Annotated in this window: 25 protein-coding genes; 24 read left to right on the top strand and 1 reads right to left on the bottom strand. The window is 46.7% G+C overall.

Annotated features, from left to right (window positions below):
- Window position 1 precedes the first annotated feature (1 nt).
- The 12 genes from gmk (at window position 2) to AC2EXB_RS12615 (ending at window position 12,389) form a co-directional block, all read left to right on the top strand.
- Entirely contained in the window at window positions 2-622 is a 621-nt protein-coding gene (gene gmk, locus AC2EXB_RS12670) for a guanylate kinase (protein ID WP_483601784.1), read from the top strand.
- Complete coding sequence (rpoZ, locus tag AC2EXB_RS12665) at window positions 622-846, top strand: DNA-directed RNA polymerase subunit omega (protein ID WP_235196604.1); 225 nt, start codon at window positions 622-624, stop codon at window positions 844-846. The genes gmk and rpoZ overlap by 1 nt, the downstream gene beginning before the upstream one ends.
- Before the next feature lie 74 nt (window positions 847-920).
- Complete coding sequence (gene coaBC, locus AC2EXB_RS12660) at window positions 921-2,126, top strand: bifunctional phosphopantothenoylcysteine decarboxylase/phosphopantothenate--cysteine ligase CoaBC (protein ID WP_483601782.1); 1,206 nt, start codon at window positions 921-923, stop codon at window positions 2,124-2,126.
- The gene (gene priA / locus AC2EXB_RS12655; RefSeq protein ID WP_483601780.1) at window positions 2,116-4,512 is read left to right on the top strand and encodes a primosomal protein N'; all 2,397 of its coding nucleotides are present in this window, start codon (window positions 2,116-2,118) and stop codon (window positions 4,510-4,512) included. Before coaBC ends, priA begins: the two co-directional genes overlap by 11 nt.
- Before the next feature lie 18 nt (window positions 4,513-4,530).
- On the top strand, window positions 4,531-5,043 hold the full coding sequence (gene def, locus AC2EXB_RS12650) for a peptide deformylase (protein ID WP_251474509.1): 513 nt from the start codon (window positions 4,531-4,533) through the stop codon (window positions 5,041-5,043).
- Window positions 5,040-5,972 (top strand): methionyl-tRNA formyltransferase, encoded by a 933-nt coding sequence (gene fmt / locus AC2EXB_RS12645; protein ID WP_483601778.1) that lies wholly within the window; start codon window positions 5,040-5,042, stop codon window positions 5,970-5,972. The genes def and fmt overlap by 4 nt, the downstream gene beginning before the upstream one ends.
- Entirely contained in the window at window positions 5,969-7,312 is a 1,344-nt protein-coding gene (rsmB, locus tag AC2EXB_RS12640; protein ID WP_483601777.1) for a 16S rRNA (cytosine(967)-C(5))-methyltransferase RsmB, read from the top strand. Before fmt ends, rsmB begins: the two co-directional genes overlap by 4 nt.
- Window positions 7,313-7,358: 46 nt before the next feature.
- Entirely contained in the window at window positions 7,359-8,108 is a 750-nt protein-coding gene (locus AC2EXB_RS12635; protein ID WP_483601775.1) for a Stp1/IreP family PP2C-type Ser/Thr phosphatase, read from the top strand.
- Window positions 8,109-8,110: 2 nt separating this feature from the next.
- Window positions 8,111-10,090, top strand: a complete 1,980-nt coding sequence (gene pknB / locus AC2EXB_RS12630) for a Stk1 family PASTA domain-containing Ser/Thr kinase (protein WP_483601773.1) — start codon at window positions 8,111-8,113, stop codon at window positions 10,088-10,090.
- Window positions 10,091-10,160: 70 nt separating this feature from the next.
- Window positions 10,161-11,057, top strand: coding sequence for a ribosome small subunit-dependent GTPase A (gene rsgA / locus AC2EXB_RS12625; RefSeq protein ID WP_483601772.1), 897 nt, complete (start codon window positions 10,161-10,163; stop codon window positions 11,055-11,057).
- Window positions 11,050-11,715 carry a ribulose-phosphate 3-epimerase gene (gene rpe, locus AC2EXB_RS12620; RefSeq protein WP_235196598.1) on the top strand — a complete coding sequence of 222 codons (666 nt, stop codon included), beginning with the start codon at window positions 11,050-11,052 and terminating at the stop codon, window positions 11,713-11,715. The genes rsgA and rpe overlap by 8 nt, the downstream gene beginning before the upstream one ends.
- Window positions 11,712-12,389: a thiamine diphosphokinase gene (locus AC2EXB_RS12615; protein WP_483601770.1), complete on the top strand. Its 678-nt coding sequence runs from the start codon at window positions 11,712-11,714 to the stop codon at window positions 12,387-12,389. Before rpe ends, AC2EXB_RS12615 begins: the two co-directional genes overlap by 4 nt.
- A gap of 47 nt (window positions 12,390-12,436) precedes the next feature.
- On the opposite strand, the gene rpmB is transcribed toward AC2EXB_RS12615, so the two are convergent.
- On the bottom strand, window positions 12,437-12,625 hold the full coding sequence (rpmB, locus tag AC2EXB_RS12610) for a 50S ribosomal protein L28 (protein ID WP_235196596.1): 189 nt from the start codon (window positions 12,623-12,625) through the stop codon (window positions 12,437-12,439).
- 219 nt (window positions 12,626-12,844) lie between these two features.
- Here rpmB and AC2EXB_RS12605 point away from each other — a divergent pair, with 219 nt between their 5' ends.
- From AC2EXB_RS12605 to smc, 12 genes are all read left to right on the top strand, one after another.
- Entirely contained in the window at window positions 12,845-13,207 is a 363-nt protein-coding gene (locus AC2EXB_RS12605; RefSeq protein WP_235196595.1) for an Asp23/Gls24 family envelope stress response protein, read from the top strand.
- A gap of 18 nt (window positions 13,208-13,225) precedes the next feature.
- Window positions 13,226-14,878 carry a DAK2 domain-containing protein gene (locus AC2EXB_RS12600; protein WP_483601767.1) on the top strand — a complete coding sequence of 551 codons (1,653 nt, stop codon included), beginning with the start codon at window positions 13,226-13,228 and terminating at the stop codon, window positions 14,876-14,878.
- 224 nt (window positions 14,879-15,102) lie between these two features.
- Window positions 15,103-15,765 (top strand): L-serine ammonia-lyase, iron-sulfur-dependent subunit beta, encoded by a 663-nt coding sequence (sdaAB, locus tag AC2EXB_RS12595; RefSeq protein ID WP_483601765.1) that lies wholly within the window; start codon window positions 15,103-15,105, stop codon window positions 15,763-15,765.
- A gap of 16 nt (window positions 15,766-15,781) precedes the next feature.
- The gene (sdaAA, locus tag AC2EXB_RS12590) at window positions 15,782-16,681 is read left to right on the top strand and encodes an L-serine ammonia-lyase, iron-sulfur-dependent, subunit alpha (RefSeq protein WP_483601763.1); all 900 of its coding nucleotides are present in this window, start codon (window positions 15,782-15,784) and stop codon (window positions 16,679-16,681) included.
- Window positions 16,671-18,713 (top strand): ATP-dependent DNA helicase RecG, encoded by a 2,043-nt coding sequence (gene recG / locus AC2EXB_RS12585; RefSeq protein ID WP_483601761.1) that lies wholly within the window; start codon window positions 16,671-16,673, stop codon window positions 18,711-18,713. Before sdaAA ends, recG begins: the two co-directional genes overlap by 11 nt.
- Before the next feature lie 90 nt (window positions 18,714-18,803).
- On the top strand, window positions 18,804-19,388 hold the full coding sequence (fapR, locus tag AC2EXB_RS12580) for a transcription factor FapR (RefSeq protein WP_235196592.1): 585 nt from the start codon (window positions 18,804-18,806) through the stop codon (window positions 19,386-19,388).
- Window positions 19,385-20,380: a phosphate acyltransferase PlsX gene (plsX, locus tag AC2EXB_RS12575; RefSeq protein ID WP_483601759.1), complete on the top strand. Its 996-nt coding sequence runs from the start codon at window positions 19,385-19,387 to the stop codon at window positions 20,378-20,380. Before fapR ends, plsX begins: the two co-directional genes overlap by 4 nt.
- Window positions 20,373-21,308, top strand: coding sequence for an ACP S-malonyltransferase (gene fabD, locus AC2EXB_RS12570; RefSeq protein WP_235196591.1), 936 nt, complete (start codon window positions 20,373-20,375; stop codon window positions 21,306-21,308). Before plsX ends, fabD begins: the two co-directional genes overlap by 8 nt.
- Window positions 21,305-22,051 (top strand): 3-oxoacyl-[acyl-carrier-protein] reductase, encoded by a 747-nt coding sequence (fabG, locus tag AC2EXB_RS12565; protein WP_483601757.1) that lies wholly within the window; start codon window positions 21,305-21,307, stop codon window positions 22,049-22,051. The genes fabD and fabG overlap by 4 nt, the downstream gene beginning before the upstream one ends.
- A gap of 40 nt (window positions 22,052-22,091) precedes the next feature.
- Window positions 22,092-22,328: an acyl carrier protein gene (locus AC2EXB_RS12560; RefSeq protein WP_235196588.1), complete on the top strand. Its 237-nt coding sequence runs from the start codon at window positions 22,092-22,094 to the stop codon at window positions 22,326-22,328.
- A gap of 198 nt (window positions 22,329-22,526) precedes the next feature.
- Window positions 22,527-23,285: a ribonuclease III gene (gene rnc / locus AC2EXB_RS12555; RefSeq protein WP_483601755.1), complete on the top strand. Its 759-nt coding sequence runs from the start codon at window positions 22,527-22,529 to the stop codon at window positions 23,283-23,285.
- Complete coding sequence (gene smc / locus AC2EXB_RS12550; RefSeq protein WP_483601753.1) at window positions 23,285-26,833, top strand: chromosome segregation protein SMC; 3,549 nt, start codon at window positions 23,285-23,287, stop codon at window positions 26,831-26,833. The genes rnc and smc overlap by 1 nt, the downstream gene beginning before the upstream one ends.
- The last annotated feature ends 10 nt before the right edge of the window (window positions 26,834-26,843 follow it).

The raw sequence follows: 26,843 nt of genomic DNA, 5'->3' as shown, positions 1-26,843 counted from the left end.
AATGAGAAAACAACGCGGACTTCTGATTGTATTATCAGGGCCTTCGGGTGTCGGCAAAGGCACCGTCAGAAAAGAGCTGTTCTCACAGCCGGATACAAATTATGAATACTCCATCTCGATGACGACGCGAGCGCCGCGTGAAGGCGAAGTGGATGAAGTCGATTATTTCTTCAAGACCCGCAGTGAGTTTGAAGAATTGATCGAACAGGATCAACTGCTTGAATGGGCTGAGTTCGTCGGCAATTACTACGGCACGCCGCTTGAATACGTCAATAAAATGCGGGATGCCGGCCGGGATGTATTTCTTGAAATTGAAGTGCAGGGCGCGGCGCAAGTGCGTTCGAAAGTGCCGGATGGCCTCTTCATTTTCTTGGCGCCTCCAAGTTTGTCCGAATTGGAAGAGCGGCTGATCGGCCGGGGCACTGAGACAGACGAAGTGATCGCTTCCCGTCTCGGAGCTGCCCGCCAAGAGCTTGAAATGATGAACTTATACGATTATGTCGTAGAAAATGACGAAGTTGAACATGCCTGTGACCGCATCAATGCTATCATCATCGCAGAACATTGCAAACGTGAACGTGTAGAAAAAAGATATTTTGATATGCTAAAGGAGAATGCCTGATGTTATACCCATCCGTAGATAAACTTAAAACTCAAATCGATTCAAAATATTCACTGGTTGCGCTTGCTTCTAAGCGGGCACGCCAATTGCACGAACACGGCGACGAAAAGCTCGATAAATACGTTTCCCATAAGTCTGTCGGCAAAGCGCTTGAAGAAGTCGCTGCCGGAGCATTAAAACCGGAACACCAAGATGAATTTGCAATTTATGAAGATGAAATTTAACGATTAATCGTAACCGACGACTCCCAGAGCAACTTTGTTCTTTGGGAGTTTGTTGTTTAGAAAGGGTGTTTATATTGTTGGCAAATCGTAAAATTCTATTATGTGTAAGCGGAGGGATCGCCGTTTATAAAGCGGTTGCGCTTGTCAGCAAGCTATCCCAAGCGGGTGCTTCAGTGAAAGTGATCATGACGGAATCAGCCCGCCAATTTGTCCAGCCTTTGTCTTTCCAAGTGATGTCGAGAAATGATGTCTATTTTGATACGTTCGATGAGAAAGATTCATCAGTAATCGCCCATATCGATTTAGCGGATTGGGCAGATTTGATTCTTGTGGCTCCTGCGACAGCGAATGTCATTGGCAAATTGGCCAATGGAATCGGCGATGATATGGTGACGACAACTTTGCTTGCAGCTACTGCGCCGATCTGGATAGCTCCGGCAATGAATGTCCATATGTATGACCATCCGGCAGTCAAACGCAATATCCAACAGCTTCATGAAGACGGTGTGCGATTCATCGAGCCTTCTGAAGGTTTTTTAGCATGCGGCTATGTTGGAAAAGGGCGTCTTGAGGAACCTGAAAAAATTACGGCGCTAGTGTCAGATTTTTTTGCTGCTCCAAAACCATTAGCAGGCAAAAAAGTGGTCGTAACAGCAGGGCCGACAAGAGAACGGATTGACCCTGTACGCTTCTTAACCAATTTCTCCAGCGGCAAAATGGGCTATGCCATGGCGCAAGCAGCAGCGGAAATGGGAGCTGAGACGGTTTTGATCAGCGGTCCGGTGTCGCTGCCGGTACCAAGCGGTGTAACCCGTATTTCCGTAGAAAGTGCTGAAGAGATGCTGAAATCTGTGAAGCTGCACTTCGGCGATTCGGATATAGTCATTAAAACGGCAGCGGTCGCTGACTATCGCCCGATGACCGTACATCAACAAAAGATGAAGAAACAGGAAGGCGGCTCAACGATTGAACTTGAGCGCACGGTCGATATCCTGCATTATTTAGGCGAACAAAAAACACATCAATTATTGATCGGTTTTGCGGCTGAAACGAACGATGTGGCAAAATATGCAAAAGAAAAACTGCAGCGAAAGAATGCGGATTACATCATTGCGAACGATGTCAGTGAAGCGCAAGCGGGCTTTGAATCCGATACCAACCGGGTGACCCTTTACGGCAAAGATGGATTTGAACAATCCTTTGAAATGATGCCGAAAGCAGAACTGGCAAGCAAACTTTTAGCAATGATTCATGAACAGGAAGAGCGCCATGATCGCTGAAGTCATTGTCGACGTAGCCGCACATCCCATTGACCGGCCATTCGATTATGCAATTCCTGAACATCTGCAAGTTTTGATTGAACCAGGCATGCGGGTCAAAGTGCCTTTTGGCAACCGCAAAGTCCTAGGATTCATCACTGCCATAAAAAACACGACCGAATTCGATCCAGCGCGGCTAAAGCCGATCCATGAATTGATGGACGTTGTGCCGGTATTGAACGAGGAATTATTGGAAATGGCAAAATGGATGAAAAAGCAGACTGTATGCTTTGAAATTGATGCCCTTCAAGTGATGATTCCGTCAGCGCTCCGTGCCAAATATGAAAAGCGCTTTGTTTTGGACGCGCCTATTGAAGAAATTGCCGAGCCGCTTCGTGTCTATTTTGGCAAACGGCCTTTTGTGCGTGCTCAAGATGCCGTCGAGGTCTATGATTTATTGAAAAAAGAATTGGAAAAAGGCACAGTGGTTGCAGATACCGATATTTCGCAGCAAACCGCAGTCAAAAAAGTCCGGATGATTCATATCACCGATTCGCTGGATGTGCTGGAGGCGATTGAAGTGCGCCCCAATGCAAAGCAGCAGCTGAAGCTGATGGAATACATGAAGCAGAATCTAGGAAAATCCATCGAGTCCTCCCAGATGCAGAAAGAAGCAGGGACAACCTTGCCGACAATTTACAGCCTGGTCGAAAAAGGGGCGGCCTTCATCAATAATGAAGAACTTTACCGGGATCCGAAATTACAGTCGGAAATTGAACGGAAACATTCTTTGCAATTGACGGAAGCGCAGCAGATCGCATTTGATGCAATTGACGAGGCGCTCAATACCTCTAAGACGTTCTTGCTGCACGGCATTACGGGAAGCGGAAAAACGGAAATTTATCTTCAGACGATTGATCAAGTGCTGAAAGATGGAAAAGAAGCGATTATGCTGGTGCCGGAAATTTCGTTGACGCCGCAAATGACGCTGCGCTTTAAAGAACGTTTCGGAAACCTGGTCGCCGTGCTGCACAGTGGTTTATCGGCTGGCGAAAAATACGATGAATGGCGAAAAATCCAGCGCGGAGAAGTGAAAGTGGTCGTCGGTGCAAGGTCGGCTATCTTTGCGCCTTTCCGCAACCTCGGATTAATTATTCTGGATGAAGAGCATGAATCCAGTTACAAACAAGATGATTCGCCGAGGTACCATGCACGCGATATGGCGATATGGCGGAGCCAATACCATAATTGTCCGGTGATTCTCGGAAGCGCGACGCCTTCCTTGGAATCCTATGCACGGGCGCAAAAAGGGGTTTACGAACTTTTGGTGCTCGAGCAGCGAGCCAAAAACCAGCCTCTTCCCGAAGTCCAAATTGTTGATATGCGTGAAGAGCTTCGAAGCGGCAACCGTTCAATGTTTTCCATACCGCTCGCAGAAGCGATCCGGGAGCGGCTGGAACGGAAAGAGCAGATCGTCTTATTCTTGAACAAAAGAGGCTATTCGTCATTCGTTCTTTGCCGCGACTGCGGAACGGTCATGCAATGTCCGAATTGCGATATTTCACTGACTTACCACCGTTCGACTGAGATGATGAAATGCCATTATTGCGGCTACGACGAGCCTGTGCCGCATACTTGTCCGGAGTGTGAAAGCGAACATATCCGCTTTTTCGGAACAGGAACCCAAAAAGTGGAAGAAGAACTTGCCCGCTTAGTGCCGGAAGCCCGGGTTCTCCGGATGGACGTCGATACGACACGGAATAAAGGCGCACATGAAAAAATTCTTTCCGCGTTCGGTGAAGGGAAAGCGGATATTCTGCTTGGCACGCAAATGATTGCAAAAGGGCTGGATTTCCCGAATATCACGCTAGTCGGCGTGTTGTCCGCTGATACTACGCTACATTTGCCTGATTTCCGGGCCGCCGAGAAGACCTATCAGCTTTTGACGCAAGTGAGCGGGAGAGCGGGGCGGGATGTGCTGCCGGGAACGGTCATTGTGCAATCCTATACGCCGGAGCATTATGCGATCACATTGGCGAAAGACCAATTGTATGAACCGTTTTATGACCGAGAAATGGCGATGCGCAGAGCAAGCGGCTATCCGCCTTATTATTATGTCGTGAATATACAATTCACGCACGAAGATTTGATGACAGCTGCTGCTTATGCGGAGCAATCTGTCCGTTATTTAAAAGAGCAGCTCTCTTCGAATACTTTGATCATCGGCCCTTCAGCTTCACTGATCGCCCGTGTCAACAATAGATATCGCTATCAATGTTTGATAAAATACAAAAAAGAACCGAAGTTGGCTGAAGTCATGCAGCAATTGATTAAAATCTATCGCTCAGAATGGATTAAAAAAGGTGCTACCTTAGCAATCGATATGAATCCGACTTCCGTCATGTAAAGAAATGGAGAGAACAGAATGGCAATCCTAGACATAGTGAAGCACCCGAACGAAATCCTTGAACAGAAATGTTTGCCGGTGACTAAATTTGATAAGAAGTTAGCGGTTTTATTGGACAATATGCATGAAACGATGGTTGAAAACGATGGTGTGGGCATTGCAGCCCCACAAGTCGGCGTTAATTTGCGCGTAGCAATCGTCGATTTTGCAGAAGGCCAAGAGCCGATTGAAATGATCAACCCGAAACTTGTCTTATTTGAAGGGGAAGATACTGACGTCGAAGGATGCCTTAGTTTCCCAGGGATTTTCGGCGAAGTATCGCGTCCGGACCACATCAAGATTAAGGCACAGGAACGCGATGGTTCATGGTATGAATTAGAAGCGGAAGGCTACGAAGCACGGGCTATCCAACATGAAATCGACCATTTGGACGGCATCTTGTTTACGTCGAAAATCACCAAATATGTCACTCAAGAAGAATTGGACGCCATGATCGCAGAAGCGGCAGCTGAAGAGGAGGAGCAGATTTGACGAAAATCGTCTTTATGGGAACTCCGGCATTCTCTGCCCCGATCCTGCGCATGCTCGTAGAAGAAGGTTATGAAGTCATTTCAGTCGTGACACAGCCTGACCGTCCAGTCGGGCGCAAAAAAGTATTGACGCCGACGCCGGTCAAAGAAGAGGCGTTGCGCTTAGGGTTGCCCGTTTATCAGCCTGAAAAATTGAAAAATCCGGATGAATTGCAAGTGGTATTGGATTTGAAACCGGATTTGATCGTCACAGCGGCTTTTGGCCAAATTTTGCCGACGGCGATTTTGGAAGCCCCGAAACTTGGAGCGATCAATGTCCATGCTTCTTTGCTTCCGGCATACCGCGGCGGGGCACCGATCCACCAGGCAATCATTGACGGCCAGACGGAAACGGGCGTAACAATCATGTATATGGTCGATCGTCTGGATGCAGGCGATATCATTTCCCAAACGGCTGTAGAGATCGGAAAAACGGACCATACCGGTTCGATGTTCGAAAAACTCAGTGCAGCCGGCACACAATTATTGAAAGAAACTTTGCCTTCTATTGTAGAAGGAACGAATAAGCGAATTCCGCAAGATGAAGAAAAAGTGACCTTTGCACGCAATATTTCAAGAGAACAGGAACGCATCGACTGGTCAAAATCGGCTCAGGCCATTTACAACCAAGTCCGCGGACTGCATCCTTGGCCGGTCGCTTATACGACATTCAAAGATGCGAACATGAAAATTTGGTGGACGGAAGAAGCCGATTCTTCGAAAACAGGCAAATCTGGCGAAGTGGTTGAACTAACTGATGAAGCGATTTTGGTGCAGACAGGCGAAGGGATTCTTGCCCTTACGGAACTCCAGCCAGCTGGCAAAAAGCGGATGTCCGCGCAAGATTATTTAAAAGGACCAAAAATCCAGGTAGGAGATTTATTCGAATGAAAAACAAAAAACTTCACGGCAATGTCCGGGATGCTGCCTTTTCGATTCTTTGGGCGGTCGAGAATGAACAGGCATACAGCAACCTGCTTTTGCATCAAACCCTTGAAAATTACGGGATTTCAGCAAAAAATCGGGGCTTGTTGACGGAAATCACCTACGGTACATTGCAGCATCAAATGACTTTGGATTATTATTTGGAGCCGTTTATGAAAGGGAAAATCGAACCTTGGGTGAAAATCCTGTTAAGGCTATCCCTTTACCAAATCGTTTATCTGGACCGGATCCCGTCCCATGCAGTCGTCCATGAAGCCGTGGAAATTGCAAAGCGCCGCGGCCATGGGGGAGTCGCCTCATTAGTGAATGGCGTTCTCCGTTCTGTTCAGCGGGACGGCGTCCGTTCGTTCAATGCCATCAGTGATCCGGTTAAAAAGATTTCCATTGAAACAAGCCATCCTGAGTGGATGATCAAACGATGGGCTGAGCAGTTCGGCCTTGAAAAAACGCGTGAAATGGCATTGGAAAACAATAAAATACCGCCGCAGACCGTAAGAGTCAATACCGTAAAAGCGACTCCCGAAGAAGTGATTGAAATGCTCGTTTCGGAAGGATTGGAAGCTGTGCAGAGCCCGCTCGTTCCGGAATGCCTCGTCGTATCAAACGGACAGCCGGCGAAAACTTTGACTTTTGAAAAAGGGTTTATCACGATTCAAGATGAAAGTTCCATGCTGCCGGCATACGCCTTGCAAGCAGGCCCTAATATGAAAATCCTGGATATGTGCGCCGCACCAGGCGGGAAAACCACGCATATTGCTGAAAAGATGGGCAATCAAGGACAACTTTTTGCCATGGACCTTCATCCGCATAAAGTGAAGTTGATTGATGAAACGGCAAAACGCCTCGGCCATTCCATTATTGAAACGGCTGCCGGAGACGGCAAAAAGAGTGTGGAGCGTTTTGGCATTGAGCAATTTGACCGGATATTGGTAGATGCTCCTTGCAGTGGGCTGGGCGTCATCAAACGCAAACCGGATATTAAATATTCCAAAACTGCTGATGATTTTTCACGGCTCCAGGAAATCCAAGTTGATTTATTGGACCAAGCTGCACAACTGTTGAAGAAAGACGGCATTCTCGTCTACAGCACGTGTACAGTCGATTCGACTGAAAACCGGGGGACGGCTGAACGCTTCTTGAAAGAACATCCTTATATGGAAAAAATCGAAGTTTCCTTGCCGGAAGCACTTGGTTTGAAAAATTCAGGATTTGTCCAAGTGTTCCCGCAGGATTTTGGAGGAGATGGATTTTTCATTTCCGCTTTCCGCAAAACGCAAACAAGTTAATTCAAGCTGGAAAAGATTGATTTGATGAGAAATGGGGTGTCGGGATTTGTATCAATACGTCATGGAAAGCGATACTGGTAAGAAAAGAAAAGTGAATGAGGACCGGGTAGCGGTCTTGAAAAGGCCTGAGGGGCTCATGCTGGCGTTGGTAGCGGATGGCATGGGCGGCCATAATGCCGGAGATATAGCAAGCGAATTGACCGTCAGCACATTAAGCCGTTTGTTCAATGAAGAACAGCCGGAAGCGTTGATGTCGATTGAAAAACGGAAATCCTGGCTGTCTCTGAATGTCCAATCGGTCAACCGGCTTGTCTATGAGTATGCAGAAACGCATCCGGACTGCAAAGGGATGGGGACCACATTGATCGCGGCCATTTTGGATAAAGAAGAATGCGTGATGTGCCATATCGGCGATAGCCGCGCATATGTGATCGACGGATCGGTTGAGCAGGTCACCCGAGACCATTCCTATGTAAATGTGTTAATCGACAACGGAGAAATCAGCGAAGAGGAAGCAGAAGACCACCCAAAGAAAAACTGGATCGTCAAAGCTCTAGGGACGGAACCGGATATTGATGGGGAAATTCTTCATTTCACGCTGGAAAACTCCTCATATTTGCTTATTTGTTCAGATGGCTTGAGCAATAAAATCACAAAAGATGAAATCGCATCAATTGTCCGTTCATCCATGCCGCTTTCACGTAAAGGGCAGGAAATGGTGAAGCTCGCCAATGATTTAGGAGGAGAAGACAATATTTCATTTGTTCTTCTGTCCTCAAAGGTTGAGGAGGTGTAGCCATGTTAATCGGCAGAAGCATAAATGGCCGCTATAAAATTTTAGAATTGATTGGCGGAGGCGGGATGTCCAACGTATATTTGGCCCACGACATGATCTTAGACCGCGATATTGCCATTAAAATTCTGCGCTACGATTTTTCAAATGAAGAAGAGCTGCGCCGGCGTTTCCAGAGGGAAGCTTTGTCTACGACCAGTTTGGCACATCCGCATATCGTCAACATCTTCGATGTCGGCGAAGAAGGTTCCTTGCATTACTTAGTGATGGAATATGTTCCAGGAAAAACCTTGAAAGAATACATAATCGATAATTCCCCCGTCGCGCCGGAACAGGCGGTCAAGATTATGAAACAACTGGCATCTGCTTTGGCACATGCCCATCAAAACCAAATTGTACATCGGGACATCAAGCCACAGAACATATTGATGGACGCGGAAGGCAATGTGAAAATTTCTGATTTCGGAATCGCGATGGCATTGAGCGCCACATCCTATACTCAGACCAATTCAGTACTTGGGACGGTTCATTACTTATCGCCTGAACAAGCGCGGGGCGGAACCGCCAATAAAAAATCGGATATCTATTCTTTAGGGATTGTGATGTTTGAATTGTTGACAGGCAAATTGCCTTTTTCAGGAGAGTCGGCCGTCTCGATTGCGTTGAAGCATCTTCAGACAGAAACACCGTCTTTGCGTGAAATTGTTCCAAGCATGCCTCAAAGTTTGGAGAACGTTGTTTTAAAGGCAACGGCTAAAAATCCGCAGCACCGCTATCAATCGGCCAACGAAATGGAAGAGGACTTATCAACAGTTTTGTTGCCTGAACGCTTGAATGAACCGAAGTTTTCAGCTCCAATTGATGAAGATGCAACACGGGCAATGCCTGCGATTAAAGATCCGGCCGTATATGGCAGCGTCGAAGAAACAAAAACATTGGCACCTGTCAGCAAAAAAGAACCGGCAAAAAAACCGGCAGCACCGCCTGCAAAGAAAAAGAAAAAGAAATGGCCCTGGATTGTGGGCATAGCTTTGTTTTTAGTGGTGGCAGGACTCGTTGCCGCGGTTGCATTCCCAGACTTATTCGGACCGCGCCAAGTGGCAGTGCCGGATGTCAAAGACATGGAACGAGACGAAGCGATTGAAGAATTGCGTTCGCTTGGATTTGTTATCGGTGAAGAAAGAGAACAAACCTCTGAAGAAGTGGCAGAAGGCAATGTGGTAAGGACCATACCGGAAGCAGGGAAAATGCGCAATCGTGAATCTGAAATCCAGCTGTTCATCAGTACGGGAAAAGAAAAAGCGGAACTTGCCGATTATGTCGGGCGCAATATTGACCAAGCCATGGAATTGCTGGATCAGCAGAATTACAAATCGGTGGACCAGGAAGAGGAATTCTCGGATGAACCGGTTGGAACCATTTTAAGCCAAGATCCTGAAGCTGGAACAGAAGTCATCATTTCTGAAACGGATATTGAGTTTACCGTCAGCAAAGGCAAAGATATGCGAGAAGTCGAAAATCTATCGGGCTATACGGAAGCGGATCTTAATGAATACGCCCGCTCTTCCGGATTCAATATCCGGATCGTCGATGAAGCATCTTCCGATTCAGTGGCTGCAGGAGTCGTTTTATCGCAAACGCCTGCGGCAGGAGAAGAACTTGAGGCAGGAAGTGATATTATGGTCACCGTTTCATCAGGGCCGGCTGCCTTGCCGATGAAGACTTATATCCATACGATCCAGATTCCGTATGAGCCGGCTGAACCTGCAGCTGAAGGGGAACCGGCCGCCGAACAAAAGGTCGCTATCTATATTCAAGATGAGAATACGACCATGGCAGAACCTGCTGAGGAATTTACCATTACAGAAGACATATCGCGCCGCATCGAACTGCAGATCGCCGAAGGGAAAACTGCAGTCTATCGAATCGTCCGCGACGACCGCGTCATTGAAGAAGAAACGATTGCCTATAATTCAGTGGAATAACCAATTAAAGAAATACCCTCTTCCTTAAAAAGAGGGAATTTCTTTACTTCAATTCAAAAGGAGTGAAAGCATGCCGAAAGGTCAAATCAGAAAAGCGTTAAGCGGATTTTACTATGTTTTGGACGAGGATGGAGAACGATACATCCAATGCCGAGGCCGCGGAGTATTCCGCAACCGCCAAATTTCACCGCTTGTAGGAGACTACGTCGATTACAAAGCGGACAACGATTTAGAAGGGACGATTTTGCACGTTTATGAACGCAAAAATGAACTTGTCCGTCCGCCTATTTCAAACGTGGATCAAGCACTTCTCGTTTTTTCTGCCAAACAGCCGGATTTTCATCCCCTCCTATTGGATCGGTTTTTGACGGCAATCGAATACCATTCCATCGAGCCGATCATTTGCTTAACGAAAATGGACTTGCTGCAAGAGCATGAAAAACAAAAAATCAGCGAATTTATTGCAGATTATGAGAAGATTGGATACGAAGTCATCCCGACGTATAAAGGCGATTTGGAGCTCCAAGAGCGTCTCATGCCTACTTTAGAAGGGAAAATCAGCGTCTTGGCTGGCCAATCCGGCGTTGGAAAATCAACGCTTTTGAATACGATTTTACCTTCACTGGAACTGAAGACCGACGATATTTCAAAAGCCTTGAACCGGGGGAAACACACGACTCGCCATGTGGAATTGATCGAAGTGAACAAGGGCTTGCTGGCAGATACGCCGGGATTCAGTTCATTTGAATTCGATACGATGGAAAAAGAAGAGCTTTCTGCATGTTTCCCTGAAATGGCGGAAAAGTCGAATGACTGCAAATTCCGGGAATGCCTTCACCTGAATGAACCTAAATGCGCCATAAAAGCAGCAGTGGAAACAGGAGAAATCAAGGATTACCGCTACAAGCACTATTTGAAGTTTTTAGAAGAAATTATGAGCCGAAAGCCGAGGTATTCAAATGATTAAAATTGCACCTTCTATATTAGCAGCAGATTTTTCTAAACTGGGCGAAGAAGTCCGCGAAGTCGAGGCAGCAGGAGCTGACTGGATCCACATTGATGTGATGGACGGCCATTTTGTGCCGAATATCTCATTTGGCGCAGTCGTAATGGATGCGATCCGGCCGTTGACGAAACTGCCATTCGACGTCCATTTGATGATCGAAAACGCAGACCGCTACATCGAGGATTTTGCAAAAGCTGGAGCCGATTACATCACGGTCCATGTAGAAGCGAGCCCTCATTTGCACCGTACGATTCAATTGATCCGTTCTTTCGGCGTCAAACCGGGAGTGGTATTAAATCCGCATACGCCGGTTGAAGCGATTTTGCCGATTTTGGAAGATATCGATTTGGTGTTGTTCATGACGGTCAACCCGGGCTTCGGCGGCCAGAAATTTATTGAATCGGTCGTGCCGAAAGTGGAACAGCTGTCTAAAATTATCCGTGATAAAGGCTTGTCCATCGACATCGAAATTGATGGCGGCATCAATGAAGAAACCATTATTCCATGTGCGAAAGCCGGAGCGAATGTGTTTGTGGCTGGATCTGCGATTTACAGCAAACCGGACCGTGCTAGCGCATTGCAGAAAATTAAGAAGGCTGGAGAAGAGGCGATTTCGTGATTGTCGTCGTGACAGCAGGAGGGCCAGCGTCTGAGTTGCCGGATTTTTCGGAATGGGCAGGAGCCGCGTTTATTGGAGTGGATGCGGGGACGATTGTGTTATTGGATCGAGGTATACGCCCGGTTGCCGCTGTCGGCGATTTTGATTCGGTGACAGCTTCTGAGATGAAGCGGATTGAAGCGCTTTTCCCGTCTCTTGACCGAGCAGCGTCTGAGAAAGACGAGACGGATACGGAACTTGCACTCGTGAAAGCGATGGAGTTTTCACCTGTGCAAGTGATTGTTACGGGAGTGACAGGCGGAAGGCTGGACCATTATATGAGTTCGCTTCATGCCATCTACCAGATCCAGCAGAAATTTCCGGATACCGAATTTATACTGGTCAATCGGCAGAACCGCATCCGTTTTCTGGCACCCGGTTCACACCGGATCTGGGCAAATGAAAAATACCGCTTTATTTCCTTTTATCCGTTTGCGGAAACCGTTGAAGGATTTTCATTGACCCATTTCAAATACGAAGTGGACAATGAAACAATTCCTTTCGGATCGACCCGCTTCATCAGCAATGAACTGGCGGCAGAGGGCATCATAAAATTTTCAAAAGGCAGTTGTGTCATGATTGAAAGTTCGGATGCAGAGAATGAGTTGAAACAAAGCGATGAAATGAACGCATGAAAAAATGCCAGGCTGACAAAAGTCAACCTGGCATTATTCATGAGCGATTATACGCGCTCAACTTTTCCTGATTTCAATGCTCTCGCAGAAACCCATACACGTTTCGGTTTACCGTCTACAAGGATACGAACTTTTTGAAGGTTTGCTCCCCATGTACGTTTTGTCGAATTCAACGCGTGTGAACGGGCATTTCCGGCGCGGGCTTTGCGTCCACTAACTGCACATACTTTAGGCATGTAAGTCCCTCCTCACAAGTGAAGCTGAAAATTATAATAGAATTTCAGTTCGTTTTTCGTTTCACATACTTTAATAATTTACCACACACATTATTGCTTTGCAACTAATTTTGAAGGTCTTTCAAGAAAAAAACCTTTACACCCTAAACGACGGCTTTTCTTGTATAATGGTTTCATGTAGAATGGAAGAAGTGAAATAGGACTCAAGGAGGAATTCTCATGTCGATTGAATTAAAGAATGAATACGGACAAATCGATATTTCCAATGATGTGATTGCACAAATCGCTGGCGGAGCAGCTATTGAATGCTACGGAATTGTAGGGATGGCGACAAAACATCAGATCCGCGACGGATTAACCGATATTCTGCGAAAAGAAAATTTTGCAAAAGGAGTCATTGTCCGCCAAGAAGATGGAGATCTCTTAATTGATATGTATGTCATCATCAGCTACGGAACAAAGATTTCCGAAGTTGCATATCAAGTGCAGTCCAAAGTCAAATATACGATAACAAAAACGCTTGGCATGCCAGTCAAGGCAGTTAATATTTATGTTCAAGGGGTTCGCGTCACGAATCCGTAAGAGGAGGAAAAAACGGCTATGAAGTCATTAAATGGAATTCAATTCGCGGAAATGGTGCAGATGGGTTCTCACCATCTGTTCCAGAATGCGGACTATGTAGATGCATTAAATGTATTCCCGGTGCCGGACGGCGATACCGGGACAAATATGAACTTGTCGATGACATCCGGCGCGAAAGAAACAAAAGCGAATGCCGAAGAGCATATCGGCAAAACAGCAGTAGCTTTGTCAAAAGGCTTGTTGATGGGCGCACGGGGGAACTCGGGCGTTATCCTTTCGCAATTATTCCGTGGATTCGGCAAATATATTGCTAATGAATCTGAACTTTCTGCTGCGAAATTGGCAGAAGCGCTTCAACATGGAGTAGAAACAGCTTATAAGGCAGTGATGAAGCCGGTTGAGGGAACAATTTTAACCGTCGCAAAAGATGCGGCTGCTAAAGGAATGGAACTCGCGAACAAAGAAGAAGATATCGTCGTTTTGTTTGAAGCAGTAGTAACAGAAGCGAAAGCATCGCTAGAACGTACACCCGACTTGCTTCCAGTATTGAAAGAAGTTGGCGTTGTCGACAGCGGCGGCCAAGGGCTCGTTTATGTATACGAAGGATTTTTGGCGTGCCTGAAAGGCGAACAGCTGCCAGAAAAGCATGCCCATAATACGATGGATGATTTAGTAAGTGCGGAGCACCATAAAAACATTGCAGGCTTTATGGATACGGCCGATATCAAATTCGGTTATTGCACAGAATTCATGGTGAAATTCGAAGAAGGCAAAAAAGAATTCAACGAAGCTGCTTTCCGTACAGATTTAAGTGAATACGGAGATTCGCTTCTTGTCATTTCGGATGATGAAATTGCAAAAATCCATATCCATTCGGAAGAGCCTGGAAAAGTTCTTACATATGGACAAAACTACGGCAGCTTGATCAGCATGAAAATCGAAAATATGCGCCAGCAGCATATCGATATCGTCGGAGAAGGCTTCCAAAAAGCACAGCCGGCTGCCCCGAGCTCGCATCCATATGCGGTAGTCACAGTAGCGATGGGCGAAGGGATAGCAGAACTTCTTCGCAGCATCGGTGCTTCGTATGTGATTGAAGGCGGGCAGACGATGAATCCTTCTACAGAAGACATCGTTAATGCCATCCGTTCGATCAATGCTGAACGCGTACTGATTTTGCCAAACAATAAAAACATTATCATGGCAGCGGAGCAAGCTGCAGAATTGCTTGATATCGAAGCAGCAGTCGTGCCGACAAAAGATGTGCCGCAAGGAATGTCTGCGCTTCTGGCTTTCAATCCAGAGGCATCGGTCCAAGAAAACCTTCAATTGATGGAAAACGCATCGAAGCAAGTAAAGTCAGGGTCTGTGACTTTCGCGGTCCGCGATACGTCGATTGACGGCATCGAAATCAAAAAAGATGACTTCATGGGCATATCAGAAGGCAAAATCGTCATTTCGGATTCAAGCCTCGAGCAGGTTGCTGAAGAATTGGTGAAAAAGCTGATTGATGAAGATGCTGAAATCGTCACGATCCTTTACGGGGACGATACAACTGAAGAGGCAGCTGAATCTTTAGGCGCCTTTATCGAATCACTTAACGAAGATGTTGAAGTAGAAATCCATAATGGGAAACAGCCGTTATATCCCTATATTATTTCTGTGGAATAGAAACGAGGAAGGGCTGTCCAATGAGTTGAGCAATCACTTATTGGACAGCCTTTTATTTCTAATAATGCGCAGCAGAATACTATGGCTCCTGCCTCACTGCGCTAGATTTGCCGCAAAAGGAATTCTCCCATATCACTTTTGGGGCAATTCCTTTTATTTTTGTTAAATAGCGCAAAATCATGTAAACTGAAGCTATAAGTAACCGATAGAAAGGGGTTTGGGCAATGAAGTTCAAATCTGTTTTTGATATTATAGGACCGGTCATGATCGGTCCTTCTTCTTCGCATACAGCGGGAGCTGCGCGAATTGGAAGAGTGGCGAGAGATTTATTCGGGCGGCAGCCGAAATGGGCTAAAATCCATTTATACGGTTCATTTGCTGAAACCTATAAAGGCCATAGCACGGATGTGGCAATTGTAGGGGGATTATTGGACTATGATACGTTTGATGAACGTATCAAAACTTCTTTTGAAGAAGCGGAAAAGCTGGGGATGAGCTTTGAATTCATACCGGAGACAGGCCATGTGGATCATCCGAATACTGCGCGCATCGTCATTGGCAACGAGCAGTCGGAAATGTCTTTAATGGGAATTTCCATCGGCGGAGGAAAAATTGAAATTACGGAATTGAACGGGTTTCCTTTGCGTTTATCCGGCAACCATCCGGCCATATTGGTGGTTCATGAAGACCGTTCCGGCTGTATTGCAAACGTAGCGAATTGTTTATATAAATACGATATCAACATCGGGCATATGGAAGTTTCAAGAAAAGAAAAAGGGCATATGGCATTAATGTTCATCGAAATCGACCAGAATGTCGACCGGCAAATACTTGACGAGCTTTCAGACTTGCCGAACATCATGCAAGTCACAAGAATTGCCGATTAAGAAGGGGGTTTCAATTGTGGAAGCATTATTTCGCAATGTAAGAGAATTAGTGGAACGGGCGGAACAAGAAAATAAATTGATTTCAGAAATCATGATTGAACAAGAAATGCTGTTGATGGATCGGTCCCGTGAAGAAATCATGAAACAGATGGACCGTAACTTGACTGTCATGGAAGAAGCGATCGAAAAAGGTTTGAACGGCGTTCATTCGGTTTCAGGATTAACCGGCGGAGATGCCGTCTTATTGCAGGCTTACATGAAAAAAGGAAATGCGCTTTCCGGCGACTTGTTATTAGATGCCGTCAGTAAAGCAGTGGCAACAAACGAAGTGAACGCGGCGATGGGCACTATCTGTGCCACTCCGACTGCAGGTTCAGCGGGCGTTGTTCCGGGTACATTGTTTTCTGTGAAGAATAAATTAAATCCGACGCGTGAACAAATGATCCGTTACCTATTCACGGCAGGCGCATTCGGTTTTGTCGTAGCGAACAATGCTTCGATTTCCGGTGCGGCAGGAGGCTGCCAGGCAGAAGTCGGTTCGGCTGCAGCAATGGCTGCGGCTGCAATTGTGGAAATGGCTGGCGGTACACCGCAGCAATCATCCGAAGCTTTTGCCATTACGATGAAGAACATGCTAGGCCTTGTCTGCGATCCAGTGGCGGGATTAGTGGAAGTGCCATGCGTGAAACGAAATGCGATGGGAGCGGCAAACTCCGTCGTAGCGGCCGATATGGCGCTAGCTGGAGTGACGAGCCGCATTCCTTGCGACGAAGTAATCGGCGCGATGTTTGAAATTGGCCAATCGATGCCAAGCGCTTTGCGGGAAACTGCTAAAGGCGGTCTAGCTGCGACACCTACGGGCAAATGGCTGGAGTCGAAAATTTTCGGTGGAGCAGTGGTAGGCAGTGGGCAGTAAAGATTCTGTCGCCACGTTAAAAGGGGTCGGCAAACAAGCTGCCGAAACACTTCAGGAAATGAAAATTGAAACGATCCATGATCTCATCATGACGTTTCCTTACCGCCATGAAGATTTTCAGCTGAAAGATTTGGCTGATACGCCTCATAATGAACGGGTAACAGTGGAGGGAAGGGTCGAAAGTGAACCTTCCGTCCTTTTTTTAGGGAAGAACAAATCCCGGACGCAAGTGCAAGTCATGGTCGGCAGGCATCTGATCAAGGCGATTTTCTTTAACCAGCCATACGTCAAAGCAAAATTGCATATTGGGGAAATCATCACGTTAACCGGCAAATGGGACCGCGGCCGCCAAGTGATCACGGTGTCCAGCCATACCATCGGGCCGCGTACGGACGGAGTGGATTTTGAACCGGTCTATAGCTTGAAAGGCAGCATCTATCAAAAAACGTTCCGGAAATTGATGCGGCAAGCATTGGATATAGCGAAAACGGATTTGGAAGATTGTTTGCCTGAAAGCCTGCGGCAAACTTATCACCTCATGTCCGTAGGCGAAGCGCTGGAATGTATCCATTTTCCGGTTGATGGCGAAGCATTAAAGCAAGCTAGGCGGCGCTTTGTCTACGAGGAATTATTAATGTTCCAATTGAAGATGCAAGCACTTCGAAAAAAGAACCGGGAAGAAGAAGGCGGCTCGTTTATCGATTACGATTTAAATCGCCTCAAGCAGTTTATTGAAACGTTGCCGTTCGACTTGACAGACGCTCAAAAGCGGGTGGTCAATGAAATCTGCAAAGACATGAAAGAACCTTTCCGCATGAACCGGCTGCTGCAAGGAGATGTAGGATCTGGGAAGACAGTCGTTGCGGCCATTACTTTATATGCGGCTGTAACGGCGGGACTTCAAGGCGCCTTGATGGCGCCGACTGAAATCCTTGCAGAACAGCATGCCAACACGCTTGCCCAGTGGTTTGAACCATTTGGATTGAATATTGCGCTGTTGACAGGATCGGTGAAAGGAAAGAAACGCCAATTGATCTTGGAGAGCCTTGCTTCCGGGGAAATCAATATTTTGATCGGCACCCATGCTTTGATTCAACCGGATGTGCGTTTTAGAAAGTTAGGTCTTGTCATCACGGATGAACAGCATCGTTTCGGCGTTGACCAACGGAGAGTCCTAAAAGATAAAGGCTATAATCCGGATGTGCTGTTTATGACTGCCACTCCGATTCCGAGAACGTTGGCGATTTCTGCATTCGGAGAAATGGATGTGTCGGTGATTGACGAAATGCCGGTCGGCCGAAAAGAAATCCAAACCTTCTGGATGAAAAAGGATATGTTCGGCAAAATTGTCGGCCGGATGGAAAAAGAGTTGGCTGCCGGGCGGCAAGCTTACGTCATCTGTCCGTTGATCGAAGAGTCCGATAAACTGGATTTCCAAAATGCGGTCGATTTGTTCCAGCAGCTCTCAAGTTATTTCCATGGCAAGCATACAGTAGGGTTGATGCACGGGCGCTTGCCTGCTGATGAAAAAGAAGAGACGATGCGCTCTTTTACAGAAGGCGAAATTGCCGTCCTTGTTTCTACCACGGTTGTCGAAGTCGGGGTCAACGTCCCGAATGCTACGTTCATGCTAATCTATGATGCAGAGCGTTTTGGCTTGTCCCAGCTTCACCAATTGCGTGGGCGGGTCGGACGGGGCAGCGACCAGTCGTTCTGTGTGTTATTGGCAGATCCGAAGACCGAAGTCGGGAAAGAGCGGATGACTTCCATGACGGAAACGAATGATGGTTTCGTGCTCGCTGAAAAAGATTTGCAGCTTCGGGGCCCTGGAGATTTCTTCGGCCGTAAGCAAAGCGGATTGCCGGAATTTAAAATGGCCGATTTAATCCACGATTACCGGGCGCTTGAAACAGCCCGGAAAGATGCGGAAACGATGATCAACAGCGAAGAATTCTGGGTGGGTGAAGAAACTCGGTGCCTTCGTGAACAATTGGAGGAATCGGGAGCATTGGCTCTCGGAAGGCTCGACTGAGAATGCAGGGTTCAAGATAATCCTTGCATTCTTTTTTTGTTGTTTATATACTCATATTAGTACCAAGTGCTAATAGCGGGCGGTGACAATGTGAAAAGACCTAAAAAATTGCGGCAAGAAGCGCTGATCCAATCGATCAAAGCAAACCCGTTTGTGACAGACGAGGAATTGGCGATGGAATTTGGAGTCAGTGTGCAGACGATCCGGCTTGACCGGCTGGAATTATCAATTCCTGAACTTCGGGAGCGGATCAAGCATGTGGCCGTAAAAACATTTGATGACGAAGTGAAATCGTTGCCGATTGATGAAGTGATCGGTGAAATCATAGATATAGAATTGGACGAAAGAGCAATTTCGATATTTGATGTGAAGCCGGAACATGTTTTCCAGCGCAATCAGATTGCCCGCGGCCACCACCTGTTCGCCCAGGCGAATTCATTGGCAGTTGCAGTGATGAACGACGAATTGGCTCTGACGGTTAAGTCTGAGCTTCAATTTTTAAAACCGGTCAAGGCGGGGCAGCGGTTAGTTGCGAAAGCGCAAGTGGTGGACCGCAATCCGGAAAAGAATCGGGCTTATGTAAAAGTCGTTTCTTCAGTGGATCAAGTGACCGTTTTTATCGGTACGTTTGAAATGTACCGAATGACAGAACAAAGCGAAGGTGACGAAGAGTGAAAATAGCTGTAGATGGAATGGGTGGAGACAACGCCCCGAAAGAAATTATAGAAGGGGTCTATAAGGCATTGGACGAGTTTCCTGACTTGGCGGTACAGTTATACGGCCATCAGGAAAAAATGCAGCCTTTCCTTAAAGAACATGAGCGTCTGGAAATCATTCATTGTGAAGAAGTGATCGAAGGGACGGATGACCCGGTTCGTGCAGTTCGAAGAAAAAAAGATTCTTCGATGGTGAAGATGGCACAAGCAGTTAAAGAACAGCGGGCCGATGCATGTGTCAGCGCAGGAAATACAGGTGCTTTAATGGCTGCTGGATTATTTGTAGTCGGACGCATTGACGGGGTAGACCGGCCGGCATTAGCGCCGACACTTCCGACAATGGACGGGCAAGGCTTCGTCATGCTGGATATGGGAGCGAATGCGGAAGCGCGGCCGGAACATTTAGTGCAGTATGCTGTCATGGGCAGCATCTACGCTGAAAAAGTGAGAGGGATCCAAAATCCAAGGGTCGGCTTATTGAATATCGGCACGGAAGAGAAAAAAGGAAACGATTTGACGAAAGCGGCATTTCCGCTTTTAAAAGAAGCGCCGATCAATTTCGTTGGAAACGTTGAATCCCGCGATTTGCTGAACGGGATAGCAGATGTAGTGGTGACGGATGGATTTACCGGGAATATGGTGTTGAAAACGATCGAAGGCACAGCGATGAACGTCTTCTCGATGATCAAAAAAGTCTTTATGTCATCTGCCAAAACAAAAGTGGCGGCATTTCTCGTAAAAGATGAAATTGGTGGGCTTAAAGGGATGTTGGACTATAGCGAATACGGCGGTGCCGGTTTGTTCGGACTGAAAGCGCCAGTGATTAAAGCACATGGTTCTTCCAATTCTACGGCATTATTCAATGCGATCCGCCAAACCCGCACTATGGTGGAATTTGATGTAACGGGAACGATATACAGTACGCTAAAAAAGGAGAACCAAGATGAGTAAAATTGCATTTATTTTCCCTGGGCAAGGTTCTCAGGCAGTCGGGATGGGCGAAAGTTTCCTCTCGGATGAAACGAGCCGAAGCTTTTTTGATCAAGCAGATGCAGCGTTGAGCGTCAATTTATCGGAATTGATGCTTGAAGGGCCGCAAGAAAATTTAACACTTACATATCATGCACAGCCGGCATTGCTGACAGTCAGCGCAATGATTACCGAGCGTTTGAACCGCGCAGGCATTGTGCCGGATTATACGGCCGGCCATAGCTTAGGTGAATACAGCGCGTTGGTCGCATCTGGCGTATTGCCTTTTGAAGAAGCGGTCGCCATTGTCCATAAACGCGGATTGTTTATGAACGAAGCAGTGCCTGCAGGCGAAGGGGCGATGGCGGCGATATTAGGGATGGATAGCGAAGAACTGGAAAAAGTGACAAATGAAGTGACGGATACAGACGGAGTGGTGCAATTAGCGAACTTAAACTGTCCCGGGCAAATTGTCATTTCCGGAACGAAAGCGGGCGTTGAAAAAGCTTGCGTCGTTGCGAAAGAACGAGGCGCTAAACGGGCGATTCCTTTGGACGTCAGCGGTCCTTTCCATTCAGAATTGATGCGCCCGGCTTCTCAGGATTTGTCTCAAGTGCTTAGCCAAACTTTCCTGAAAGATGCAGAAATCCCGGTCATCACAAACGTGGCAGCAAAAAGCGAAACGCATGCGACGCAATTTCAAGATTTGCTTGTACGCCAATTGTACTCCCCGGTTTTATGGGAACAGTCCGTTCGTGAAATGATTGATCTTGGCGTGACGGTATTTGTTGAAGTCGGGCCAGGAAAAGTATTAAGCGGCTTGGTGAAGAAAATCGATCGATCGGTTGTTACATTGCCGGTCTATGACCTGGAATCATTTGAAAAAGCGGTAGAGGAGCTGGGGAAATGAGCAAACTTGCAGGCAAAACGGCGATTATTACGGGAGCGTCGAGAGGAATCGGCGCTGAAATCGCCCGCAAATTTTCAGAAGCCGGCGCAAAAGTGGTTGTGAACTATAGCGGCAGCCAAGAAAAAGCGGAAGCGGTTGTAGCGGAGATTCAGGAAAAGGGCGGAGAAGCCATTGCGGTTAAAGCCAATGTTTCCGATTCCAATGCGGTCAAATCAATGATTGATGAAACGATGAAAGCATTTGGTTCCATTGATATTCTTGTTAACAACGCAGGAATCACGCGTGATAACTTGATGATGCGCATGAAAGACGACGAATGGGATGACGTCATCAATACGAATTTAAAAGGCGTCTTCATTTGCACAAAAGGCGTTACGCGCCAAATGATGAAGCAGCGGGCGGGCAGAATCATTAATATTGCGTCGATTGTCGGCGTCATGGGCAATGCCGGACAGGCAAACTACGTAGCCGCTAAAGCGGGCGTGATCGGCTTGACGAAGACGACAGCACGGGAACTTGCAAGCCGCAATATTACGGCTAATGCCGTAGCGCCAGGATTTATCACGACGGATATGACGGATGCTTTAGGGGACGATATCCAAAAGGCGATGCTTTCCCAAATTCCGTTAGGGCGTTTCGGCAAGCCGGAAGAAGTGGCGAAAGCGGCTTTATTCCTGGCATCTGACGATTCTTCTTATATGACTGGCCAAACACTTCATCTTGATGGTGGAATGGTCATGTAGCAGGAAATTTTGTATACTGATTTGAGGGGAGGTGACGACATTGGCAACAGTACTAGAGAGAGTAACAAAAGTAATCGTGGATCGTCTTGGAGTAGAAGAGAACGAAGTGAAACTTGAAGCTTCATTCACTGGTGACCTAGGAGCGGATTCTTTGGACGTGGTTGAATTGGTTATGGAACTTGAAGACGAATTCGACATGGAAATTTCTGACGAAGACGCAGAAGGCATGTCTACAGTAGGCGACGCAGTAACTTATATTGAGAAAAAACAAGCATAATATTTTTCGAAGTATAGAGGGCTGTCAAATGAGCCGAAATATAAAGCCAATGAGGAAAAGGCCATGCTTTTTCTTCATTGGCTTTTTAATGCTTCCGCTGGCAAAAGAACAGAGACAGCACAGTTTATACATTTTTTGCACAATGCCTTGAAAAAAGGTAAAATTAAACGAAGAACGTCAAAGGAAGGCAGATAAAAGATGGCAATGAAAAGAAAACCTACCCAGCAGAAAAACGGAACGCTAAAAGAAACGGAGCGTGCCGCATTTAATGAGCTGCAAGAACAATTGAATATCCATTTCAAGCAACCTGCATTGCTTTATCAAGCATTCACGCATTCATCTTATGTGAATGAGCATCGGAGAAGATATTATACAGACAATGAACGCCTGGAATTTTTAGGCGATGCTGTCTTGGAATTATCGGTATCCCATTACTTGTTTTCGAAATATCCACAAATGAGCGAAGGGGAATTGACCAAATTGCGAGCCGCAATCGTTTGTGAGCCTTCTTTGGTTTTGTTTGCCAATGAGTTGGACTTCGGCCAATATATTCTTCTTGGAAAAGGGGAAGAATTGACAGGAGGGCGTACTCGTCCAGCGCTTTTAGCGGATGTGTTTGAATCCTTTATCGGAGCTCTTTACTTGGATCAAGGGTTGGAGCCGGTAGTGGCATTTTTGGATATCGTCTTGTTTCCTAAAGTGGAAACCGGTGCTTTTTCGCATGTGATGGATTATAAAAGCCAATTGCAGGAGTTGGTGCAGCAAAAGAACAATGGTGCATTGAGCTATGAAATCATTGAAGAAAAAGGTCCAGCCCATAGCCGCATTTTCGTGACGCGGGTGTCGCTGGCAGAGAAAGAATTAGGAATCGGAAATGGCCGCTCAAAAAAAGAGGCGGAACAACAAGCAGCTAAACTGGCAATCCAAAAATTGCAGGAAGCAGTGGAGGATCAATAATGTTTTTGAAAAGATTAGAAATTATGGGGTTCAAATCCTTTGCCGATCGCATCGGCATCGATTTTGTTCCAGGTGTAACCGCGGTAGTCGGCCCCAACGGCAGCGGAAAAAGCAATGTGACCGATGCCATCCGTTGGGTGCTCGGCGAACAATCCGCCAAATCATTGCGCGGGGCGAAAATGGAAGATGTCATCTTCGGAGGCAGCGATTCAAGAAAAGCCCTGAATTTTGCAGAAGTTACGTTAATACTCGATAATACGGATGGCCGTTTCCCTCTCGATTACAGTGAGATCAGTGTAACTCGGAGGGTTTTTCGAAGTGGCGAAAGTGCGTATCTGCTCAATAAACAAAATTGCCGCTTAAAAGACATTACGGATTTGTTTATGGATTCCGGCCTTGGAAAAGAGGCTTTTTCAATCATTTCCCAAGGGCGCGTCGATCAAATCTTAAACAGCAAAGCAGAAGAACGCCGTTCGATTTTTGAAGAAGCGGCTGGTGTTTTGAAATACAAGCAGCGCAAACGAAAAGCGGAGCTGAAGCTGAATGAAACCGATGAAAACCTGAATCGTGTGCTCGACATCCTGCATGAGCTGGATAGCCGGATGGAGCCGCTTCAAATACAAGCTTCAACAGCGCGCGATTTCCTGGACATGAGCGAGCAGCTGAAAGATGCAGATATTGCGCTCTTGGCTTTTGATATTAGCCGCCTTGAAGAGGAAATGGCTTCACTGAAGGAAGATACAAAAAACCATTCAGAAAAAGAACAGCAATTGGGCCAGGAAATTGAAGAAAAAGAACAGGCAGTTAAAAAGATTCGCCGTTCATTAGCCCAATTGGATACTGAAATTGACGCTTCCCAAAACCGCTTAGTGCAAGCGAGCGGCGAAACTGAGAAATGGGAAGGCCGCAAATTATTGATGTCGGAAAAGAAGAACAACGCTCACCGGCAAGCGCAGCAGCTTCAAGATACATTAGCTGCTGAACAAGAGGAGAACAGTCAGCTGCAGCAAAAGCATGTGGCTCAATTGCACCTGTTGGAAGAACGCAAAGCCGAACAGCGAAAAGCCCAAATTGCTATCAAGCAATTGCAAGATCAATTAAACCGGACACCTGGGGATATCGAAGAAGACATCGAATCACAGAAATCGGTTTATATCGAATTGATGAATGAACAGGCGACAGTCCGGAACGAATTGAAAAACCTGGAACTTCAGGAATTGCAATTATCGGAATCGAGCAGCCGCATTGCTGTGCAGCAAGCGGACTTTTCGAAAGAACTTGCTAAACTGGAAACCGAGAAGGCCCATGCAGAAAAGAAACATCAAGAAATCCAAAAGCTTCTGGCTGAAAAACGGGCACTTTATAAAACGACAGAAAACACTTTTATGGAACTCAAAGCAGCATATGAGAAGAAGCAATCGATGCTTTTCCAAGCCTACCAGTCCCAGAAGCAATTAGGTGCGCGCATTCAGACTTTGCAGGAATTGGAGGCGGATTTCTCCGGGTTCTTCCAAGGCGTTCGTGAAGTGCTCGTCGCCCGCGATAAAGGCTTGCTCGATGGAATCGTTGGAGCTGTAGCGGAAATCGCACAAGTGGACCAAAGCTACGCAAAAGCGATTGAAACCGCTTTAGGGGCCTCGAGCCAGCATATCATTACCGAAAATGAGCAGCATGCCCGTTCAGCGATCGAATTCCTCCGCAATAAGAGGGCTGGACGTTCGACGTTCTTGCCGATGACGGTGATGAAATCCCGCAAAATTGCGGAGTCTTCCATTTCGGCCATCAAGCAGCATCCTTCGTTCGTCAACATGGCTTATGAGCTTGTCAGCTACGATCCGCATTACCAAATGATTATCGAAAACCTGCTCGGGAACGTCATTGTGGCAAAAGACTTAAAAGGGGCTTCGGCCATTTCTAAATTGACCATGAGCCGTTACCGTGTCGTCACCCTCGAAGGGGATGTTGTCAATGCCGGCGGTTCGATGACCGGCGGCGCCAATAAAACCGGGGCCTCGTTTTTCACGAGAAAAGCGGAGCTTGAGCAATTGATCCTTCAATCGGCTGAGCTTGCGGAAACCATCGACCAGGCAGAGAAAACGGTGAGCCAAGAGCAGTCGCAAGTCCATGAAACGGAGCAGCACTTGAACAACCTGCGTTCTGAAGGTGAAAAATACCGTGATTTAGAAGCGGAACGCGCGATGACTTTGCGTGAAGTTGATGCCGTGTTGAAATCTACGAAAGACCGTTTTCGTTTATTCCAAGCAGAACAAAGCAATAAAGATTTTGATCTGACCGAAGTGGCGAAGCGAAAAGAAACAGCAGCTGAACGCCTCGGTGAAATCGGGGAAGAACTTGTTTCGGTTTCTTCTCAAATCGATGAATTGTCGTATTTCAAGCAGCAAAACGAAACAGCACGGGATGCTGTGATGGCAAAACTGGCTGACCAAAAATCTTTATACGCAGTCGTCAAAGAACGCGTATCCCAATTAGTCCAAAGCGAAGCGGAGCTTCTTGAGCGTAAATTGAAGAGCGACCGCAAATTGCAGGATCTTCAAAAAGAATTGGATTGGATTCAATCGGAAGAAGCCGCTAAGGTTTATTCGGATGAAGAGATCCTGGCAGAGATTTCAAAATGGTCCCAAAAGAAACAAGTGGAGCAAGCGGCTATCGAAGCTTTGAAGGCAGAACGCCTGGCGAGCCAAACAGAAATGAACGGGCTGGAGGAAAGTTTGAAAGAACTGCAGCGCCTCTATAAAGGCTTCGTCGAAGCGATTCGCATCTGTGAAGTGAAGTCGACTCGGATAGACGTTCAAATCCAAACTTTCCTTGCCCAATTGGAAAATGTTTATCAACTTTCACTGGAACAAGCGAAGCAATTCGATTTGAAAGATGAAGAAGAGAACGTCCGCAAGAAAGTGAAATTGCTGAAGCAATCAATCGAAGAATTAGGGCCGGTTAATATTGGAGCCATTGAAGAATTCGATCACGTATCTGAACGCCACACGTTCTTGACCGACCAGCGAAATGATTTGAACGAAGCGAAAGATACGCTGCGCACAGTGATCGGAGAAATGGATGAAGAAATGACTAGCCGTTTCGATGAAACATTCCATGCAATCCGCAAGCAGTTCCAGTGCGTTTTCAAAGAATTGTTCGGCGGCGGCGCAGCGGACCTCGTTTTGACCGATCCGAGCGATTTATTGATGACGGGTGTGGACATTATTGCACAGCCTCCTGGCAAAAAACTTCAAAACCTGAATTTATTGTCCGGAGGCGAACGGGCGTTGACGGCCATTGCGCTGTTATTTGCGATCTTGAAAGTCCGTCCCGTCCCGTTCTGCGTATTGGATGAAGTGGAGGCGGCGCTTGATGAGTCAAACGTTGTCCGCTACAGCCAGTATTTAAAGAAATTCAGCGAAGACACCCAATTCATCGTCATCACGCACCGCAAAGGGACGATGGAAGGCGCAGATGTGCTTTACGGCATCACGATGCAGGAGTCCGGGATTTCCAAACTGGTTTCTGTTAAACTGCAGGAAGAAATTTAAAAAGGAGTGG

This window comes from Planococcus alkaliphilus (assembly GCF_057031095.1).
Note: the sequence above shows the minus strand (reverse complement) of the source record. Positions and strands in the feature narration are given on the sequence as shown.